Annotated in this window: 19 protein-coding genes; 2 read left to right on the forward strand and 17 right to left on the reverse strand. The window is 61.9% G+C overall.

The window, feature by feature from the left end; translation table 11 throughout:
* Nucleotides 1–20 precede the first annotated feature (20 nt).
* Nucleotides 21–869: a hypothetical protein gene (locus KZ498_RS07370; RefSeq protein ID WP_312618042.1), complete on the reverse strand. Its 849-nt coding sequence runs from the start codon at nt 867–869 to the stop codon at nt 21–23.
* Nucleotides 870–874: 5 nt separating this feature from the next.
* The gene (locus KZ498_RS07375) at nt 875–2,758 is read right to left on the reverse strand and encodes an ATP-binding protein (protein WP_312618043.1); all 1,884 of its coding nucleotides are present in this window, start codon (nt 2,756–2,758) and stop codon (nt 875–877) included.
* Nucleotides 2,759–3,160: 402 nt separating this feature from the next.
* On the opposite strand from KZ498_RS07375, the gene KZ498_RS07380 reads away from it, so the two are divergent.
* Nucleotides 3,161–3,589: a hypothetical protein gene (locus tag KZ498_RS07380; protein ID WP_312618044.1), complete on the forward strand. Its 429-nt coding sequence runs from the start codon at nt 3,161–3,163 to the stop codon at nt 3,587–3,589.
* A gap of 68 nt (nt 3,590–3,657) precedes the next feature.
* Entirely contained in the window at nt 3,658–4,038 is a 381-nt protein-coding gene (locus tag KZ498_RS07385; protein ID WP_312618045.1) for a hypothetical protein, read from the forward strand.
* 771 nt (nt 4,039–4,809) lie between these two features.
* Here KZ498_RS07385 and KZ498_RS07395 read toward each other — a convergent pair.
* The 15 genes from KZ498_RS07395 to KZ498_RS07465 all read right to left on the reverse strand — a co-directional run bounded on the left by KZ498_RS07395 (nt 4,810) and on the right by KZ498_RS07465 (nt 17,533).
* A complete protein-coding gene (locus KZ498_RS07395; RefSeq protein ID WP_312618046.1) occupies nt 4,810–5,175 on the reverse strand; it encodes a hypothetical protein in 366 nt (121 codons plus the stop codon).
* 795 nt (nt 5,176–5,970) lie between these two features.
* Nucleotides 5,971–6,663 carry a hypothetical protein gene (locus KZ498_RS07400; RefSeq protein ID WP_312618047.1) on the reverse strand — a complete coding sequence of 231 codons (693 nt, stop codon included), beginning with the start codon at nt 6,661–6,663 and terminating at the stop codon, nt 5,971–5,973.
* Nucleotides 6,660–7,658 carry a hypothetical protein gene (locus KZ498_RS07405; protein WP_312618048.1) on the reverse strand — a complete coding sequence of 333 codons (999 nt, stop codon included), beginning with the start codon at nt 7,656–7,658 and terminating at the stop codon, nt 6,660–6,662. Before KZ498_RS07405 ends, KZ498_RS07400 begins: the two co-directional genes overlap by 4 nt.
* Before the next feature lie 3 nt (nt 7,659–7,661).
* Nucleotides 7,662–8,762, reverse strand: coding sequence for a hypothetical protein (locus KZ498_RS07410; protein ID WP_312618049.1), 1,101 nt, complete (start codon nt 8,760–8,762; stop codon nt 7,662–7,664).
* An 18-nt stretch (nt 8,763–8,780) separates the two neighbouring features.
* Complete coding sequence (locus KZ498_RS07415) at nt 8,781–10,010, reverse strand: hypothetical protein (protein WP_312618050.1); 1,230 nt, start codon at nt 10,008–10,010, stop codon at nt 8,781–8,783.
* Nucleotides 10,011–10,018: 8 nt separating this feature from the next.
* On the reverse strand, nt 10,019–10,630 hold the full coding sequence (locus tag KZ498_RS07420; RefSeq protein WP_312618051.1) for a hypothetical protein: 612 nt from the start codon (nt 10,628–10,630) through the stop codon (nt 10,019–10,021).
* Nucleotides 10,631–10,633: 3 nt separating this feature from the next.
* Nucleotides 10,634–13,552, reverse strand: coding sequence for a hypothetical protein (locus KZ498_RS07425; RefSeq protein ID WP_312618052.1), 2,919 nt, complete (start codon nt 13,550–13,552; stop codon nt 10,634–10,636).
* 163 nt (nt 13,553–13,715) lie between these two features.
* Nucleotides 13,716–14,330 carry a hypothetical protein gene (locus KZ498_RS07430; protein ID WP_312618053.1) on the reverse strand — a complete coding sequence of 205 codons (615 nt, stop codon included), beginning with the start codon at nt 14,328–14,330 and terminating at the stop codon, nt 13,716–13,718.
* Between the two features lie 2 nt (nt 14,331–14,332).
* Nucleotides 14,333–14,839, reverse strand: coding sequence for a hypothetical protein (locus tag KZ498_RS07435; protein ID WP_312618054.1), 507 nt, complete (start codon nt 14,837–14,839; stop codon nt 14,333–14,335).
* A gap of 36 nt (nt 14,840–14,875) precedes the next feature.
* The gene (locus tag KZ498_RS07440; protein WP_312618055.1) at nt 14,876–15,352 is read right to left on the reverse strand and encodes a hypothetical protein; all 477 of its coding nucleotides are present in this window, start codon (nt 15,350–15,352) and stop codon (nt 14,876–14,878) included.
* Nucleotides 15,349–15,843 (reverse strand): hypothetical protein, encoded by a 495-nt coding sequence (locus KZ498_RS07445; protein WP_312618056.1) that lies wholly within the window; start codon nt 15,841–15,843, stop codon nt 15,349–15,351. The genes KZ498_RS07440 and KZ498_RS07445 overlap by 4 nt, the downstream gene beginning before the upstream one ends.
* A complete protein-coding gene (locus tag KZ498_RS07450) occupies nt 15,843–16,520 on the reverse strand; it encodes a hypothetical protein (protein WP_312618057.1) in 678 nt (225 codons plus the stop codon). The genes KZ498_RS07445 and KZ498_RS07450 overlap by 1 nt, the downstream gene beginning before the upstream one ends.
* A 7-nt stretch (nt 16,521–16,527) precedes the next feature.
* Nucleotides 16,528–16,842, reverse strand: coding sequence for a hypothetical protein (locus tag KZ498_RS07455; RefSeq protein ID WP_312618058.1), 315 nt, complete (start codon nt 16,840–16,842; stop codon nt 16,528–16,530).
* The gene (locus tag KZ498_RS07460) at nt 16,842–17,213 is read right to left on the reverse strand and encodes a hypothetical protein (RefSeq protein ID WP_312618059.1); all 372 of its coding nucleotides are present in this window, start codon (nt 17,211–17,213) and stop codon (nt 16,842–16,844) included. The genes KZ498_RS07455 and KZ498_RS07460 overlap by 1 nt, the downstream gene beginning before the upstream one ends.
* A complete protein-coding gene (locus KZ498_RS07465) occupies nt 17,213–17,533 on the reverse strand; it encodes a hypothetical protein (protein WP_312618060.1) in 321 nt (106 codons plus the stop codon). The genes KZ498_RS07460 and KZ498_RS07465 overlap by 1 nt, the downstream gene beginning before the upstream one ends.
* Nucleotides 17,534–17,542: the final 9 nt, after the last annotated feature.

The following is a 17,542-nucleotide window of genomic DNA, read 5'->3' on the forward strand; positions in this document are numbered from 1 at the left end:
CAGAGAGAACGCGTCCTTAGTTACTCGTCGCGAAAACGATCCGATGGACCGATGATGTCACCGTCTGGACGGTCCTTGACGTAGTTTTTCTCGTCGAGGCGGGCGTGAGCGTCGACCGCGTCAGCCTCGAGATAGAGGACTGCCGGGTGGCAGAAGTTCACCTGAAAGACGCTGAAGCTCTCCTCGGAAGCGATGTGAGGGACTTCAACGATGAGGCCCTCGCTTGTCAGGGCGCGGAGACGGGAGCGAACGAACGAGCAACTCACCTCGTAGTCCGGGTGTTGTTCGGCGTTGAGCCGCCCGGTCAACCAGTCCGACCGGAACAGCGCTCGCTTTTCGAGCCACGCGAGGAGCTGCCGTTCGTATGGGCCGAGTTCATGGTTTATCCGTTTCGCGTCGAGTCGGAAGTTGTCTCCCTGTAGGAAGACATCATCGCAGCCGCCGCACACCGTCGCCAGATTGCACGGGTCGTGCGGACGGTGGACTCCGTTGGCCTGTGCTTTCGGATAGATGTGGTCGAGGGTACGTTTCAACGATCGCTCGCTCGCGTCCGCGACGGCGGGCGCATCGAAGTTACATCCACACAGGATGCAAGTGTTGTCGTCCCGCTCGAACACATCCTGTCGGACGTCCTCCGGCGTCGTGTCCCTCGCGAGATGCTGGGTCGTCTTCGCCAGCAGGTGGCCCACGAGACCCGAGACATCGCTGAAGTCGTCGACCGTCAGCCGATAGCTGTTTCCGTCCTTGATTGCCCCCTCTTGGGCGAGGCGTGCGATCGAGTCGTACAACTGCGGATCCTCGACGGTGATTTCGATGACTCCGCCGCCATCCTCGTGGACCGCGATGTCAAACTCGATCGCGCTGTGCATGCTGATCACTGGAAGTCGAAAGTCACACCGAGTTCGTCTAACCGCCGTGCGACAGCGGCCACGCGACGACCGAACTCCGAGGCCGGCATCCCGTCATCGACATCGAAGGTTTCCGCGACGATGTCGAAGTCGTCGCCCTCGAACTGCACGTCACGATTCACTGGCGTGGCAGACCCACTGTCACCGCTCTCATCGTCGTCCTCGTCATCCTGCGGCCCGCTATCCGGCGGCGACGGCCGTGTGTTGACGGGTGAGAGTTCGTCAACCTCGACCGTGGCGTACTGTTCGAGAAACGCCTCGTATAGCGGCTCTTTCCACGGCTTCATGCCGGTATACCGAACTCCCTGCGCGGCGTGGTGTTTCGCCGCCGTTTTTACCTCCTCGACCTCGTGCTGGACGTCCATCCCCGAGGCGGTGAAGTCCGGGAGTACCACACCCACCGGCTCCGGAGCCGTCAGTCCGGCGAGGTCGCCGTGCTCGTCCTCGAAGTCGGCAGCCACCAGATCGAGATAGACCGCACGCATCTGAGCCTGTGTGGTCGCGTCGTCGTGTTCGAGTGTCTCTTTCCGCTGGATCCCGAGTTTGGCGTGCGCGGTGGCGATCTCGGTGACCTCCCGGACAGTCGGGAACAGGACGCCCTGGGATTTCGTCGGCTTGTCGTTGACTTGATCCCCTTGGTCGTACGCCAGCGGTCCCTCAACGGCCCCGCCGTTACCGGGGTGGTCATGGTCCTGCGGGAACCGGAGGAACGGCGCCGGGACCTTGTCGAAGGTCGCGGCCATGTAGCGATCCGCGAACCGCCGGACGTGGTTCCAGACGTCGTCCATGAGCGGCGCGTCGACGAACAGGCGGTCTTTAGTCGTGTTCCACGGCAGGCGGTCAGCCGGTGCCTCACTCTCGATGGCGAGACAGAGCTTGAACCGGCCATGCGCCTCATCGCGGTGCTCGCGAAGCCCGTTCGCGACGCCGAACCCACCCTGTTCATCGGTCCGGCCCTCGTGGATAAGACGGCCCTGGACGTAGATGTCCGTCCCCGTCGCGTTCTGGTCCTTCTCCTTCAGGAGCCCCACTTTTGCCCGCACTGTGATCGGGTCGGACAGCGACGGGTAGGTGAGGTCAACGGTGAACTCGCGCGGGTGGAGGTCGTCGAGTGCCGGGAACGCCCACTCGGGTGTCGCAGGCGGAGTCAACTCCGCGTCGTCAACGACGAACTCGGCGTATCCCGATTCGTTAAACGGACTCGCGCCGAGCTGGCGGCGGTACTTACTGGCGAGACCCGCACGGATGTCGTCGACGTGCTCGTCCCAGTCGAACCGGAGGTCCCGGAGGCGGATCTCTGTCGTCCCCGGTTCGATGTCGTACCGTTCGGGGTCGCCCGTCCAAGAGTCGGTCTCTCGGATCCACTCGTCAGTGATAGTGAACCCGTACCCACACGCCTCGTCGCTTTCCAGTGAGTGGTGGCGCGTTGCGAACGTGATGGTATCCGCGAGTCGTAGGGTGGCCTTCTTGACGCCGACGCCATAGCAGCCCCGAGACTGGACGTCACCGGTCTCGCTGGCGCCGATGGTAAAGAACACGTCTAGTTTGCTCGGTGCGACCCCGCCGGCGTTGTCGCGGATGACCAACTCCTCCGGTCCGTCGTCCGGGTTACGGTACTCGACCTCGAACCTGAGCGTCGAGCGACTCGCCGTAGTCCGGTGGAACGCGTCGTCTGCATTGTCCGCGATCTCGTACCATGCGCCCGGGACGTCCAGGTCTGCCCGCATCTGGTCGAGGAACCCGTCCTTGCTCGGCAGGAAGTCTAACTGCTCATCGAACAGTTCCTCGACGTCCGTGAGCGTTGGCGTTGGCGATACCGCTCCGTTGTCGGTTTGGTCTGTGTCAGACACTGCACCGTCAGCAATGATCGGTGGTATATAAACTAAACACCGCCCGGAGAACTCCACCTATCCACGTGACGCTGCTATGAACCTCGGTTAGATGAGAGTCCGGTACGACCTCCTCAGGCCGCGTTATCGCCTCATCGGCTCTGACACTACTATGTTGATATCGATGCATATCTACCCACTACATCAAGATTACCGGGTGAAAATGATGAGCTGTGGCGGTGCTACAACTTATGACCGTCACCATGATGGGCTCGGTTCGAAACCCTCAGTGGGTGCTACAAATCGCGTCCTGCACATCGGGCGAATATTCAATACGTGGGTGTGCCAGTGTGAGCGGAGACACTATACGATTCAGTAGTAACAATTAAGAACACTCGATAACAACGAATAACACAGGATAACATGCCCATACACATCAACGATCTCAAAGCGCAGGCAGAGGAAGGGATCTCAGTTACCCCGGGGACACAGAAAGCAGAGGTACTCCGCGTCCTCGTTACTCACCCCGAGATGGCCTTCACGCCGAAGGATATCGCCACTCACGCTGATATCCCAGCGGACAATGCGCCGACGGTTTGCAAGCGCCTCGCTGAGAAGGAGTTGGCAAACACCGAGAACGGGTACTACTACCTCCCACAGGATGACGCGACCGCCGCTGCCGTGCGACGGGCACTCGGGAGTGCCCACCAGCAAGATATGGCCCAGAAGACCGCCGAGGCAGACGAGGCCGCCTTTGCGGATGACACGGCTGATACTGAGTCGGAACGACTCACTGATGCCGAAGTTGATGCTGAGCTGGCTGAGATGGAGACTGAACTACGCGATATCTGACGCATGCGAAGCGACTGAGCCGGTCGTAAGTACCTGGGTTTTATCGCTGATAGAATATTGTACATCGTATGATTGCGTTACGCCAGCGAGACGTGGTTAGTCTCACTTATGATCCATACAAATCCTCTGGCACCCGGTCAGCAGTTGTCATTGATGGTATGAAAACGCCGAACCATCCGAACGTTGGTCGTATCTACTCGGTTGTCACGATTACTAAAGATCAAAACAATCAATACGATCAACATGACTGGACCGTCGAACTGCCGAAAGAAAAGACTGAGACGGACCAGCCACCTCTGAAGCACGATTCTGTTATTACGCCGTGGGGTACTTTCAATATCCAATCAAACGATATCGCCAGCCAGCATACCCGACTTAACGACAGTGGCATGAAACGGATATTCCTTGCCTTTCAGAGAATGATTCTTGACGACGTCGATACGAACTGATTCATCGACTTTTCAATAATTTCAATAGACTCCGCGACCGAGTTGGCGGTTTCAGACGACTCCGAATGAGATTGATTGATTCTACTCAGGCATGCAACTCGTGATCCACGAGGGCTTGATCGGTGGTCAATCGGTCTGGTGATAAAAAGATTCGTGGCGGCATCAACAAAGCGGACTCAGCGCCGTTGCCATCATTGTCAACCGAAGGGCTGCTTAGTGTCTGTAGTGCGTATCGAGAATGGTGCGTTGCGTCGCTAATGTGTTCACGAAACCGGTCAGTCTCAGCGCGCTCTCTGGCTTGGACGACGAAGTTTTCTCGAAGCACTATCGCGATGTTATCCACGAAGGATAGAAAATGTCGGTCGACGACGCACTGGAGACTATCCGCGATATCGTCGACGACCACCTGATGGCCGAACGTGTTCAAGTCATGAGCGACGAGATGGACGCTCTCAGTGCTATCTGACCTACGTTCTCGGCCGAGGAAGCACGGTCTCCTACAACGTACTGAACTTCGATTCGTACGCAGAACTTAGCCGACGGATCAGTCCGAAGAACCTAGAACTTTTGCTAGCAATCTCTGAATATAAACCGGCAAGGATTCCGCGAGGCTGCTGTCGACAGCACCGTTTTTTGTGCTAACTGTGACCCGTGGGATTGACTGGTCGTATCCCAGTTGTATGTCGATCTTCCCGGCTTCGTCCTTCTGCCCCTTGATATCGGCTTGATAGGTAGCTATTCAACACGGCACAGAATTGAAATTTGTAGTGCTCAGTCAAACACAGAAGAATCTATTGTCTCCGAATTTACAATACTGGATTGATGATCGTTCGCGCGGGGCTTTGATTTCACTGTGAGAGTCCCAATTGGCATTTTACCCTCTACAGCAACGATGTCGCCGCTAATATCTAATAATTTGCTTCGTTCTTTTATTCGTTTTCCGCTATCTCCATCAATTACACGAGCCCATTCGATCTCAAAATGATCGTGTTTAAGTAGAGATTTAATTACTGTGGGTTTAGCACTGTAAATAGAGAAATGTTTGTCTTGTCCGCACATTGTTAGCGTCGTCTCTTTTTCATCCCCTCCCAGCATTGGGTCACGATCAACTAAACTTGCCAATTTTTCACCAGTCATAACACAGATACTTGCAACTTAGCCATATATAAAAACCTTCGCAATCATATAAACTATATAAAAATAAAATATCCGAGTAATATTTCCTGATCCCTCCTTCGAGCCTTGGGGCCTCTGATGCCTTCCAGATAGTCACTCGCGTTTGTCCGCTTTCGTCCGCGATGAGATCGACCTGAGCAATACTTGGATGGATCCCACGACGTCCTGACACGCCCCACGATGCTTACCTCGCCGTGATTGACATCCTCAACCTTCCCAATGGGTAGGAGTGCCTCGGACGCCCAATCCAGGTCGTCGTAAACCTCGACAACCGCATCCGTCATTCCACATCCATCTGCAACCCGCTTGGCCAGTCGCCGACCGATCGCCACCCGTGTCCACCTATTGAGTTGCTCTTCCAACCGCGCCGCCTACCTGTTGAACGTTGCGAGTTCCGACTGTGGGAGCATCTCTCGGGGATCGCCCTTCGCTGGACCCTGCCATGGTTATTACTGCTCGATGCGGAACACGGCCCGCTATTCCTCTAGTGTGTGGTCGCGGTTGAAGCGGTCGTCCAACCGTGCGAGAACGTTATCGACGTAATCCGACGCGTTGACGACATCGTCCTCGGTGACAACCCTTTTCAGTGCCGCCGTGTCCTCGGAGAACCAACACGCATATATCGCATCCGCTATGCTAACGCGTCGACACAATGCCCACGGACACCAGTCAGGCCGTCCCGCCCGTCGTACGTGGCCGACCGTCTAGACCCGCGGTGGGTCGACTGTTCAACCACCGGGACGGGTAGGAAGCGAATCATATCGTTGGTCCCTCAAGAATGACGTGGCGATCAACGCGCTCGACCTGGGTGCCATCGCCGCTGAACCACAGCTCGACGACACCATTGTTGTTTGTGTCGTGACTGGCGTCGACCGCGCCGGACTCCTCGGCGACTTTGACCCCGCGTTCCTGATTGGTGGTGTCCCACTCGTAGGCCGTCGCCGTCGCATCGTTGGGGTCGACCCACTCCAACGTAATTTCGTAGATGGTGTCCGACGCCAGTGGGCCCGACGTGTCGGCGCTGATGGTAGATTCGGTTCCGTTAACCTCCTCTCGCAAGACGAAATCCCCACCGCTCTTGATTCGGGCCTGGATGTTGTAACTCCCCGAGCCAGTGCCGTCGCCGGAGCCAAAGGCCACCAGCCAGCAATCGGCACTCAACGAGCTCGTGTCGACCAGCCACGAGACCGTCGCGCCCTTGGCCGGGTAGTTCGGGAGCGGGTTCGTCACGCCGGGGCCGCTGGTTACTTTGATGAACGACGTACTGGAGTGCTCGAGCGAGTAGTCACCCTGGATAGCCGTCGTCGTGACGGTGGTGTCGTCGGTGCCGGCCCAGCCCGTCTGGTCGCCGTCCTCCCAGTCGTCGATGAGCAGCGTACCGGCGGTCGTCTGCGCGGCGCCGCCGCTGGTCTTGACGACGCCATCGTTGGTCTGGCGGACGCCCGTCATGTGTCGATGTACCCGTCGATGGTTGGGGCGGCGTCGATGGGGCCGCCCGTTGCATTACTCATGCGGACGAGTACGGTGTTGCCCTGCTCGGCCGTGTACGTCGCTCGGTCGGCCGACCCCAGTGTAATCTGAGTGACCACCGTCGCCACGCCGGCGTCGTAGACATCGAGCGTGCAATTCGAGGACGACCCGCCGCCCTGTTGGCGAAATTGCATGGCTGTGATGGTGACCGTCCCGTCGCTGGGCGGCACGATGCGATGGTACTCGACGTCATCCTGGCCGTCGGGAATCTCAGTGTGGCCCGGCTCGTAGTGGATGCGCTCCTGTATCACGAGATCGTCGCTGCCGTCATCCGCAACGCCGGCGCCGGCGAAGTCCGCCGGCTCGATGTCGAACGTGCCGCTGGCGTCGACCAGGCCGTCACCCGCCGACGGGCGTTTATGATGATTGTCCGGATCGCTCGCGTGGGTGTCGAGTTCGGTCTGGGTGGCGATGTCTTGTGTCAGGCTGTCGGCTTGGAGCGCACGAATCCGCCGATCTCGGATATCCGAGGACGTGACGCTCGTCGCCCCCGCGGGCACCCAGACCTCCGCCAGGACACAGGCGACGGTTTCGCTGAGGTCCGCCGGCGCTGGCCGGAAGTACTCGAATCGATAGAGGTTGCTGTCGTCGGGGGCCGTCGCCTCGGGCGTGCCGTTCTCGACCTGGAGACTGCCCGTGGTGTCGACGTAGACGACGTCCCGCCGTGGGTCGGTCCCGTTGGCGCCGTCGAGGCCGATACTCTGGGAGCCCAGCGTGTGAGTCGTTCCCTGGATGTAGGCGTCGCCAGCCGCGACCGACAGCGTGTCCGTACTGCCGAGTGCGCCGGTGTTGACACTGACAGCCAGGTCGCCCCCAGCGGGGTCGACGACGCCGATACCGTCGCCGCGATAGTGTTGCTGGTTTTCGTCGAGCGCTGTGCCGCCGTCACCGTCGTCGATGGTGTAACTTGTCATACCTTAGGGTTGGTTCAGTTGGGCGGTCTCGCGGCGCAAGTCGACGATAGTGTCGACGACGCCACGGCCGCTGTCGTTGACCTCCAGTGTGGCGCGGGCCTCGCCCTGTGACTCTCGCAAGTGCGTCTGCTCGACCGGCAGGGCCGGCGCGCCGTCGCCGGTGTCGAACTCGCTGATGGTGTAGTGATACCCCGGCAGGACGACCTGGGGGATAATCTCGACCGACCCCGACAGGTCGTCCTCGGTGAGCCGGTTGGCGAGTTCGCTGTCAGCGCGAGCCTGGCAGTCGGCATCCGTCGTGAGTGTCTCGTCGTCAATGCGGACGAGAATTTCGTCACTGAGGCGGTCGATCTCGGACTGGTCAGCAGCACGAGCGAACGCCCGCGAGCCGTCGCTACTCTCGCCGCCATAGACCTCGACCGCGTTCGCGTAGTTCGTGGCGTCGAGGCTGCTGTCCCACTCCGTGGCCGTCCAGTCGTCGGTCTTGACCGTCTCCTCAGGTACGTAGGACTCGACGCGGGGGCCCGTCTGCTGGTGGGACACGGTGAAGCGCATCCCCGCCAGTTCGTGCAGGTCTTGCAGCACCTCCATCGGCGTCCCCTCGGTACTGTAGTCCGACAGCGAGGTCGGCGAATCCGGCACCAGCACCGTCGCGTCGAAGCGGGTGTATTCTCGCCACACGGCGGCGATGGCCTCGTAGGCGTCGCCGCTGAAGGGGCCGACGGCAATGGCGCCCCGGGTCAGCGTGCGTGCCGGGCCGGACACCTCGATTGTGGCGGTGTCGCCAGTGGTCGGGCCAGGCAGGCCGAGGATGCGACCCTGAAACAACCGCTCGCCGCGAAACTCCAGTGTCGCGTCGCCGAGGATGAAGTCCTCCAGTCGGTCGAACGGCGGGAGCTCCGCAGTCAGTGTCGAGACGGCTGTATGCTCGAGTGTGACGTCGATGGACAGCAACGCAGTCGTGAGGATTTGCTGGCCGTTGGGCGCCCGCAGTCGCAGGCGATACTGGGCCGTGGGGACAGCGCCGTAGGTCCCGGGCCGGGTCGAGCCGTATGTCGCCGGCCGGCTGGCGCCGTAGGTGAACGTGAGACTGGGGTCAGGCATGCACGATGGAACCCATGGTCAGTCGAGTGCGTGAAGGTAATCGATGCGACCCTCGCCGACGATGGCGACGGCGACTCCGCGACCCTGGTGGGTAGTGTCTTGCGTCGGCGACGAGATGCTCGCCAGCTCGGTGGCGCGTGTCCCAGGATCGGTCGAGGTATCTGTCGAGAAGATGCGCGTCGGATGAACGCCACTGCCGCCACCGTCGTAGTCGGCTTCGATGATGTACCACGCCCCTGCCGACAGGGTGGGGCTGGCCGAGCCCAGCGTGCGCGAGACGCCGTCGGCGTCAGTTGAGAGTAGTTCGAGGTCGTTGTTCGGGACGTCGATGCGGATGCGGTTGTCGCCGGTGAAATCGTCGACGTCCTTGCCGAACGCGAGGTCGATACGGTCGTGGCCGGATTCGGCGTAGACTGCCATCGCCACCGTATCCCCGGACTCGGGATAGTAGGCGAGGCCGTCGCCGGGCAGCGAGTAGTCCGTCGCGCGGGTGGACTGGTCCCAGTAGGCCGCCGCGCTGGCCTCGAACGATGGCGTTGTGTACGTAAAGTCGGAATCGCCACCCCGCCAGTTGTCCTTGATCGAGTCCTCGAAGTCCTCGACGAGGCGGGTGGTGTCACCGCTGAAGGAGGTGACCGTCGTCGTCGAGAAGGCAACGATGGCGTCGGCATCGGCCGTGTACGCGCGATACTCCTCTGCGCTGGTGTTGCGCCAGAGGCGGTCCTGTGTCAGGTCTGCCTCGGGCGGGTCCGATGAGCGGACGGGAATGATGCCCAGCCCACCGACATCCGATACGCGGACGTCGTTGAGGTCACCGGGGTCGAGTTCGTCACTACTAGTCGTCCCCGGCGGAATCCACGCCTCTGCCAACGGGACACCATCCAGTGCCTGCGCGCTCGGCGGGGCCGGCAACGGGTTCTGAAAGCGGTCGTTCGGGGTGAGTTCGGCCACCGTCTCCGCCGGTTCGCCCTGAATGTAGCCGGCCTTGCCACGGTAATCGATGTATATGAGGTCCCGTCGGTGGTCGTTCGGCGCGCCGTCGGGGAGTGTCAGCGTCGACTGTACAAAATCGACGACCGTTCCGTCGACACGGACGGTGCCTGCATTGACCGTGACGTCGATGCTGGATCCCGAGGACGCGAGCGTGACACCGCCGCCGTTGAGCCACCCATACCCTTCGCCGAGGCGAAAGAGGGCGTTCAGTGGTAATGCGGTCGCGCCATCGTCGATATTGAGTCGTTGTGGCATTGGTGAAATCACAGACCGTTGACTTCGCGGGCCGCACGCACCGCCGTCCGCGTGGCGAACTCGCCCGCTGGGGCGATGGTCGTCGCTTCGAGTGTGAGCATGGCACGGGTCGTCCGGTCGGCCGGTTGCGGGCTTACAGCTTCGCCGCCGCTGACGACTGCCCAGCGCGCATCGTGCATCGAGGAGCGCCCGGGCGGTTCCTCGCCGGCCGGGGCGTCGGCGCTACTCGTTGCCTCCAGGGGGCCGATGCGGACGAGCTGCGTACCATCTGGCCCGCCGTGTTGTTCACGATAGCGCACCGTACCCCCGGGCACGTCGCCGTAGACCACGACGTCCGACGCGCGAACGAGGAGCTGTCGCGCTCTCCTGAAGCGGCCGACGTGCTCGTTGGCGGCGAATCCGCGCCCCGTCTGGGGGAGAAACGAGAACGTGTAGCTGACCGTCGTCCCTGGGCGGATGGGCGACGGTCGTGTCTCCGCGAGTAGGCCGTCAGCGCGGATGTTTGCGCCCAACCCACTGTCGACCGTGATGTACCACGGCTGGTGGCTGTTCGTGTATGTCGGGTCGCCCTTGCCGTAGCGATGGTAGCCGTGACGGACGTAGCCGTGTCGGTAGGCCATGAGTTAGCGCGTGGAGAGGCGTTTGAGTCTGCGTTCGAGGCGCTGTTCGACGAGATCGGCAGCGGCTTCGGGATCCTCGGTTTGGATGGCGCCTTCCTCGAAGACGATACGTGTCTCGCCGCCGGCGTCGAGTTCCTCGGCGAGGGCTCGCGCCCCGGTTTCGACCCCCATCACGACCTCGTTGGGATGGAGGTAGGCCAGCCCCTCGCCTTGCGTGAGGCCGCCGTGGGCGAGGCCGGGGGCGTCGCTGCCGCCGTAGAGGTCGCTGCCGCTACTGTCGCCGCCGGTATCGCTATCGTCCGTATAGCCGGCGAACGAGTTGTTCGAGCCGCCACCCCCCGACCCGGATGTGCCGCTGGTACCGTCATCGTCCTCAGATACGCCGGCCCCAGGGTTACTGCCACCCCCACCACCGCCACCGTCGTCGCCGTCATTATCGTCGTCCTCATTCCCACCAAGGAAGTTCTTCTTGATGTTCAAATCGATCGAACTCGAGACGCTGCTCGGGATGCTGTCGATCGCGTCGAGGGCGTCACCGGCGGTGCTGACGATATCTTCAAGCGCGGTCGTGATATCCGACAGGTCGATGCTGTTCAGCGCGCCCTCGATGCCGCCGACGATCGTGTCGAACGCGCCCTTGATGAGGGACTTGCCTGTCGATGTGAGCCAGTCGGCGACGGCGTTGATAAGGTCGGGGAAAAACGAGTTGCCGATGAGCCAGTCCCAGAACCCGCTCCACTGAGCCTTCGTGGCGTCGATGATGATGTTCCACGCGCCCACCAAGAGCTGCTTGCCGTCGGTCTTGGCCCAGTCTGTGAGCGTGTTCCAGGTCCGCTGGAAGAAGTTCTTGATGTTTGTCCAGGCCCCCTCCCAGTCGCCGCTGATGAGGTCGAGAATGACGTTGATGGACGTCAGCAGTAGGTCGAAGCCAATACTCGCGACGGTGTTCAACGTCCCGAGGACACCGTCGAAGATGCGGATCAAGTCGTCGCCGAACACCCGCCAGCCGGCCTGGATGAGGGTCAGCGTCGGTTTGATGATGTTGTTCCAGAGGCTGTTGAAGGCCGTCCGGGTGTTAGCGAGGATGCCATCCGAGCCCGAGAGGTTGGCAATCCAGATACGCTTCATCGAGCGCAGTCGCTCACGGATGTTTGTGAACACGGTGTTCATGACGCGGCCGACGATGTCGCGAATTGTTTGGAAGGTCTGCTGGCTTTCGGCCAGCATCCGCGTCAGGTTGCGGCTAAACGCCATCTGGCTGTCCTGGGCCGGGTTGATAATCTGTCTTTTGAACGACTGCATCATCGTTTGGGCGACATCCGTGATCGTCGCCATCGCTGTCCGAACAGTCCGCTCGGCCTGATTCCAGTTGTCGCGGAAGGCAGCGACGATTGTCCCGAGCGGCCCGGGGACGATGACGGTCGCCAGCGTCGCCAGTGCCTGTGCCGGGTTGCGTTGGATGAAATCCGTCAGCCCACCGACGATACGCTGGACGTCGTCGCTGTGTTGCGTCCATGTGGCTTCCAGTGACCGTAATTGCTGCCGGATGAACTGACCAACCTGTGGTAGCCCCTCGAGAACGATTGTCGTAACCCGGCCGATGTACTCGCCAACGGTACTTTCTACATTTGTGCCGTGAATACCAAACGCTGCGGCGATGTCCGATAAGACGGTCGTGACGAGCGATTTGAGAGCTGGGAATGTCTTCTCAAATTCCGTTCGGATTGCGGATAACGCCAGTTCGATGCTCGTCCGGATGCCCCCGAAGTTAGCTTGCACCGCACCGGCCAGCGCCGAGATGGCGATCACGGCCGCGCCCAGCGGTCCCAACAGCGCCGAGATAGCACCGGCGATGGCCGTTACCGCAGGCACAGCCACGACGAAGGCTGACCCGAGTAGGCCAGCAGCGACCGCCCCGTCGCGGAGTGGTTGTGGCAGTTCGTTGAACCGGTCAACGACAGAGCCGATGACGGACACCGCGCCAGCGACTGCCGGCACCAGTATCCGCGCGACTGTGTTTCCGAGTTCCAATAGCGGCGGCAAGGCCGAGACCGTTGCACCCAGTAACAGCGCGAACTCGTCACGGGTCTCGCGGAACGAATCCAGCAGGAGGTTGAACGCCTGCGGCCCACGGCTAGCGATGAAACTCACGAAGTCCTGAAAGACGGGCAAGGCCCGGCGGGCGAGGTCGAACATCGCCGCCGTAATCTGTGGAATGATGTCCATCGCTTGCTGACCCATCGACCGCAGCGTCTGGGCAAACTGGTCCAGCGGGCCAAGTGTGTCCACAATCGAGCGAACCAGGCCCGGCAAGGCGTTCAGGGCTGCGCGGATGAGTGGCACGAACGCCTCTCCCAGTGGTGCGATGATGTCCGCGATTTCGGACCGGAGTTCGCCAAAGCGCTTGGCCAGTGCCTCCGTTGGCTTCTCAACGTCGGGCATCGTCGACGCCAGCTCGCGACCATACGCCAGCAAGCCCGACCCGATGACGGTCCCAAAGACCGCCGCCAGTGCGCCAGCCCCGGCTGCGACGGCGCCGAGCGTTGCGACCAGCGGCCCCAGCGTCAGCGATAGGGCCCCCAGCGCCGGGATGAGCGAGGCCGACATCACGGCCGACCACGTCGCCGACGTTCCGGCAGCGCCCGACGAGGCTGACGAATAGCCGACGATGCCAGCCGTTGCGGCAGCGGCCTTCCGACCAGTCTGACTCAGTTGGTCGCCGAGGTTGTCGACGCGATTGCCCGCCAGTGTCGCCGGGGCGACGAGATCAGACATGCCCTCCGCGACACGGTCGAGCCGTGCCGACAGGCCGGTGGCTTCGTCGCCGGCAGCCTCCATCGACTCGCCGGCCTTGTCGATGGCAGCGCGGAACTGCTTGTCCCCGTCAAGCACTATCTCGGCGAGGACGGTGCCCTCGGCCATCTACACGCCCCTCGGCTGGCCAGCGGCGCCGCTGTCCCGGTGGTCTCGCTGTAGTTCGTTGTAGACGTGTTCCATGAACAGCCGCTCCGGTGTGCCTTTCGCTGGTAACTCGTGGGGCATCGCACTCCAGAACTGGCAGAACTGCGCGTAGGCCTTCCCGTCCTTACTCCGTGCGAAATTTCTGGGCGTTGCGTGCCTCCTCCTCGTACCGGAAGAAAATCGCCGCCAGGAGTTCCTGACGCGTGCCCGAGCGCAAACCGGCGCCAGTCCTGAACCGCTCTTCGTCGAACGCCCTGTCGTCAGTCACGTCGGCCAGGAACGCGAACAGCCAGCACTCGAACTGTTCGAGGCTGTCGAAGTACTCACTATCGAAAGTGATGGCCTCGAGATCCTCGGCCGTCTGGGCCTGCTCGTCGATGGCCGCCATCAGCCGGAAGCCATCGGTCATGATGTCCTGCTCGCGGTCGGACAGTTCGCGGCATTCCAGCGGGACCGTCGGCACGTCGTCGGCATGCTCCCAGAGATTGGCCGTCCACGTCGTCGTCAGCGCCGCCTGCATCGCCGCCTCGGCCTCGGATAGGTCATCGTCGGCCTGCTGGCCTTCGATGGCGTCAATCGTCTCACGTTGCGCGCTGGCCGAGAGATGTCGCCAGTGGCCCTCGTCGCGGTCGCCCTTGAGTCGGGCCAATCCCTCGTCGAGATACTCGTCCTGTTCCGCCGGCGAGAGGGCTTGCCACGCCTCGGCGTCCTCCATGGGGTCGCTATTGGCGGCCACCATCGTCAGAGGCTCCCGCCAGCGTCAAGTCGCACTGGCCGCTCGCGGCTGTAGATGACGAACTCGCGCGTTGAGTAGTCCTCCACGGCCATCTCGCCGGAGTCGGCAATGATGACATAATCCGTCGTGCCGACCTCGTGTTTGACCGTGTTATCGGCCTGGTCGGCCTCGTTGTCATAGACGGTGATGGTGATCGCGTCGGCTGTGTTGCCAGTTTCCCGAGAGTCGGCGTAGCCTTTCAGCTCGTAGGTCGACGTGTCGATGAGGTCGATTGTCTCCAGTTGCGCCGTCCCGGTGACGATATCGGCTGCGAACGAGATTTCCCAGGCCTCGGATGTCGCGGTCTTGTCGCGCTGGAAATCCTCGTGGTGGCGAACGTCGGCCACCTCCGTCTCGGGCGCAATCTCGACGGTGTCTTTGGTTTTGCCCACCTTATTCCAGGTCGGCGTCGATGCGCTATGGTCGTCCGTATGTTCGATTTCGATGATGTCGCCAACGAGTGTCTCTGCCATGTATCTCTCCTCACTGTGGGTGGTTGCGATGCGATGCTACGGCCGGGGCTGGTCGGCCTGTTTGGTCAGTTCGATCTGGATGTTGCCGACGAGTTCGCGGCCGATGTTCGACTCCAACTCGAAGGCGTCGGCCTGCTGGATGACGAGATAGTCGACCGTGCCCTTGAGCGAGCGATCGTCGTACAGGGCCGTCTCGACGGCAGCCATCGCCTCCAGTGTCGTCAGCAAGTTCTCCTGTGGCGTCTGGGGGTCTTGTTTGACCATGACGCCGATGTCCGTGCTGATGCGGATGAGTTCGTTCCGGCGGGAACTTTCGACGTCGTCACGTTGGTGGGAGAACGACAGGACCATCGCGTGTGGGTGGTCGATGCCGCTGGGTCGCTTTTGTCCCAGGATAATCCACGGGGTGCGATTGCCATCCGTCGCCCACTCGACGTCGGCATCGGCGATGGTCGCCGACAGTTCCTCGAGGACCTCTTCGTACCACGGATACCAGTCCAGCGACGTCGTCATCGGTCGAACACCCCCCGACGCTCGAGGACGCGTTCGGCGATATCGCCGGCACGAGCCTGCGTGTCCGCGACCGGCTGGGTCACGAAGTCGTGTTCGTCGGTGCCGTAGTGGTAAATCGACCGGTAGATGGCCTCGAACCCGCCGGGATAGCCGTTGCGCCGTGCCCAGCGGGCCAGTGACGTGTTCTCGGCGGGATTCGGCGATCCCGGTGCGTGGGGGTCGGTCCCCGTCAGCAGCGGCTCGATGTAGTTGACGCCACGCTTGCCACCAGCAACGACCTCGCCTGGTCCACCGCTCTCGGTGTTGATTGTCCGCACCGTGGATTTAGCCGTCCCCGAAGACGTTGGGATGTCGCGTTTGAGGTTGCCAACGAGATCCTCGCCCAGCGCCTGGAGAATCGCACTCCGATGGCGCGGCCAGTTGTCGTCGATAGCCTCGAAGGTCTCCCGCAGGTCGTCATCGAAGCGAAACCCACCGCGGATGCCGGCCATCAGATGACCCCCATCGTCCGGCCAGTGTCCCGATGGGCTGCCAACAGGCCGCGGATTTCGGCCGTCATCGCCGAGGGCAGGTTGACCGTCACGTCGACATCATCCTGCTGGACGATCATGCCCTCGCGCATCTGGGCTAGCCCCGACAGCGTATTGTTGACCAGTTTCTTTTCAGCTTCGGCGACGTCGGCCGGCGGCGACTGATAGCCCCAGTCGAAATCGACGGCGATGTTACCGTAGCCAGTCGGCCACTCGGGCCGGTCGCGTTGCGCCTTGCCCCGCTGGGCGAGTCGGTCAGCGACAGACGTCGACGGCGGCGCAACGCGCACCAGTTGGGCCGTCGCCGTGTCGACGACGTACTCCTCAGTCGGGACGGTGTCACCATCGACGCGCACTTCGCTGACCGAGCGGACTGGACTGGGCAGTGCGAGGATGCGCTTGCCAGTTGCCCCGCCGTTGCGCGTGACCGTGTCGCTCGGGTGATCCTCGAAATCCCGGCCGACGTACTCGTCGATGCGGGCCTTCGCTTCGACCTGGCGGGCTTCGAGAAACGCCCGCCACTCCGTCGGGTCGCCGAAGCTATCCGCCAGTGAGAACGTGTCGCCATCTTGCTGGACGTAGCTCTCCAGTGCCGATGGTGTGGCGTAGACGGTGGTGCCGTCGCTGGTCGTAGGCATGGAGTATTTAGTTGAGGTTCTGGACAACCCGAACCCCGTAGTAGCCGTCTTTCGGGCTAATTTCGGTGGTACTATCGCTGTAGGCGATATGGAACTCGGCGTTGTGCCCACCAGTCTGGGAGAGGTCAGACGCCGAAAACGTGTAACTTACAGTGTCGGCGTCGACGACGGTGACACTGGCTCCCGAGACGGCCGTGGTACCGTCGGGTGCTTCGACGTACAGCGTGACGCCGCTGACCGTCGTCAGGTCGGCCTCGACGTCGTCGAGCGTCTGTGTCCACGTCGTGTGGTCGTCATCGAGTTTGCGCACGTGGGCAGCCATCAGTCATCCTCTCGAGCTGCGTGAATCGCATCCAGTGCGGTCGTCCGATCTTTGCCCGCCGTTTCAGCGGTCTCCAGCGCATCGAGTTCGTCAGCGGTGTAGTCACCATCGGCGAGTCGGTCACGAAGTGCGTCGACCGACATTTCGCTGGGTGCGAACGGCTCGACCGTCGACCCGTAGCGGTGGGCCTTGGCGGCCTCGACGTCGCTGTGTTCTAGCGCCCACTGCGACCCGACCAGTGCGTCGGCCGTCTGCTCGGAGAGGCCCGTCAGGAATGGTTCCTCGGGCGTGAGGTGGGGGCCGTCGACGCGGCGCCAGCCCGCGGCGTCGTCCCGGAGTTTGACGACATGGGGTTCGACGGACTCGCCCATCAGGACCGCCCCCGCACCTCGATGGCGACCGTCTCCGTCGAGACGTCCGTCGAGCCAGCCACTTCGGCTAGTGGACCGGCGCTGGCGTCCTCTTGGAACAGCAGCACCTCGTCAGTGTCGTGGTCGTACCGGACCACATACCCCGATTCCGTCGAGGGCGAGAGGACCGTTACTGACTCGATACTGCCGAGGTCGGCGTCGCTGGGCGTCAACGGTTCGCCACCGCTGGTGTAGGACGTATCGAAGGCCCCTGTCAGGCGCACGCGGCGGCTGTGGGCACCGTCCCAGTCATCGTCGTCTTTGGTCCAGCTAATTCCCATCTAGACCAC

The organism is Haloarcula sp. 1CSR25-25 (genome assembly GCF_032027985.1).
Lineage (GTDB): Archaea > Halobacteriota > Halobacteria > Halobacteriales > Haloarculaceae > Haloarcula.

Coding starts and splice junctions, on each gene's coding strand:
- KZ498_RS07430 (WP_312618053.1), bottom strand. CDS start 14,330: ATGGTGGCCGCCAATAGCGACCCCATGGAGGACGCCGAGGCGTGGCAA.
- KZ498_RS07380 (WP_312618044.1), top strand. CDS start 3,161: ATGCCCATACACATCAACGATCTCAAAGCGCAGGCAGAGGAAGGGATC.
- KZ498_RS07460 (WP_312618059.1), bottom strand. CDS start 17,213: ATGGGCGAGTCCGTCGAACCCCATGTCGTCAAACTCCGGGACGACGCC.
- KZ498_RS07410 (WP_312618049.1), bottom strand. CDS start 8,762: ATGCCTGACCCCAGTCTCACGTTCACCTACGGCGCCAGCCGGCCGGCG.
- KZ498_RS07395 (WP_312618046.1), bottom strand. CDS start 5,175: ATGACTGGTGAAAAATTGGCAAGTTTAGTTGATCGTGACCCAATGCTG.
- KZ498_RS07385 (WP_312618045.1), top strand. CDS start 3,658: ATGATTGCGTTACGCCAGCGAGACGTGGTTAGTCTCACTTATGATCCA.
- KZ498_RS07455 (WP_312618058.1), bottom strand. CDS start 16,842: ATGGCTGCCCACGTGCGCAAACTCGATGACGACCACACGACGTGGACA.
- KZ498_RS07465 (WP_312618060.1), bottom strand. CDS start 17,533: ATGGGAATTAGCTGGACCAAAGACGACGATGACTGGGACGGTGCCCAC.
- KZ498_RS07440 (WP_312618055.1), bottom strand. CDS start 15,352: ATGACGACGTCGCTGGACTGGTATCCGTGGTACGAAGAGGTCCTCGAG.
- KZ498_RS07405 (WP_312618048.1), bottom strand. CDS start 7,658: ATGACAAGTTACACCATCGACGACGGTGACGGCGGCACAGCGCTCGAC.
- KZ498_RS07400 (WP_312618047.1), bottom strand. CDS start 6,663: ATGACGGGCGTCCGCCAGACCAACGATGGCGTCGTCAAGACCAGCGGC.
- KZ498_RS07445 (WP_312618056.1), bottom strand. CDS start 15,843: ATGGCCGGCATCCGCGGTGGGTTTCGCTTCGATGACGACCTGCGGGAG.
- KZ498_RS07415 (WP_312618050.1), bottom strand. CDS start 10,010: ATGCCACAACGACTCAATATCGACGATGGCGCGACCGCATTACCACTG.
- KZ498_RS07450 (WP_312618057.1), bottom strand. CDS start 16,520: ATGCCTACGACCAGCGACGGCACCACCGTCTACGCCACACCATCGGCA.
- KZ498_RS07425 (WP_312618052.1), bottom strand. CDS start 13,552: ATGGCCGAGGGCACCGTCCTCGCCGAGATAGTGCTTGACGGGGACAAG.
- KZ498_RS07420 (WP_312618051.1), bottom strand. CDS start 10,630: ATGGCCTACCGACACGGCTACGTCCGTCACGGCTACCATCGCTACGGC.
- KZ498_RS07435 (WP_312618054.1), bottom strand. CDS start 14,839: ATGGCAGAGACACTCGTTGGCGACATCATCGAAATCGAACATACGGAC.
- KZ498_RS07370 (WP_312618042.1), bottom strand. CDS start 869: ATGCACAGCGCGATCGAGTTTGACATCGCGGTCCACGAGGATGGCGGC.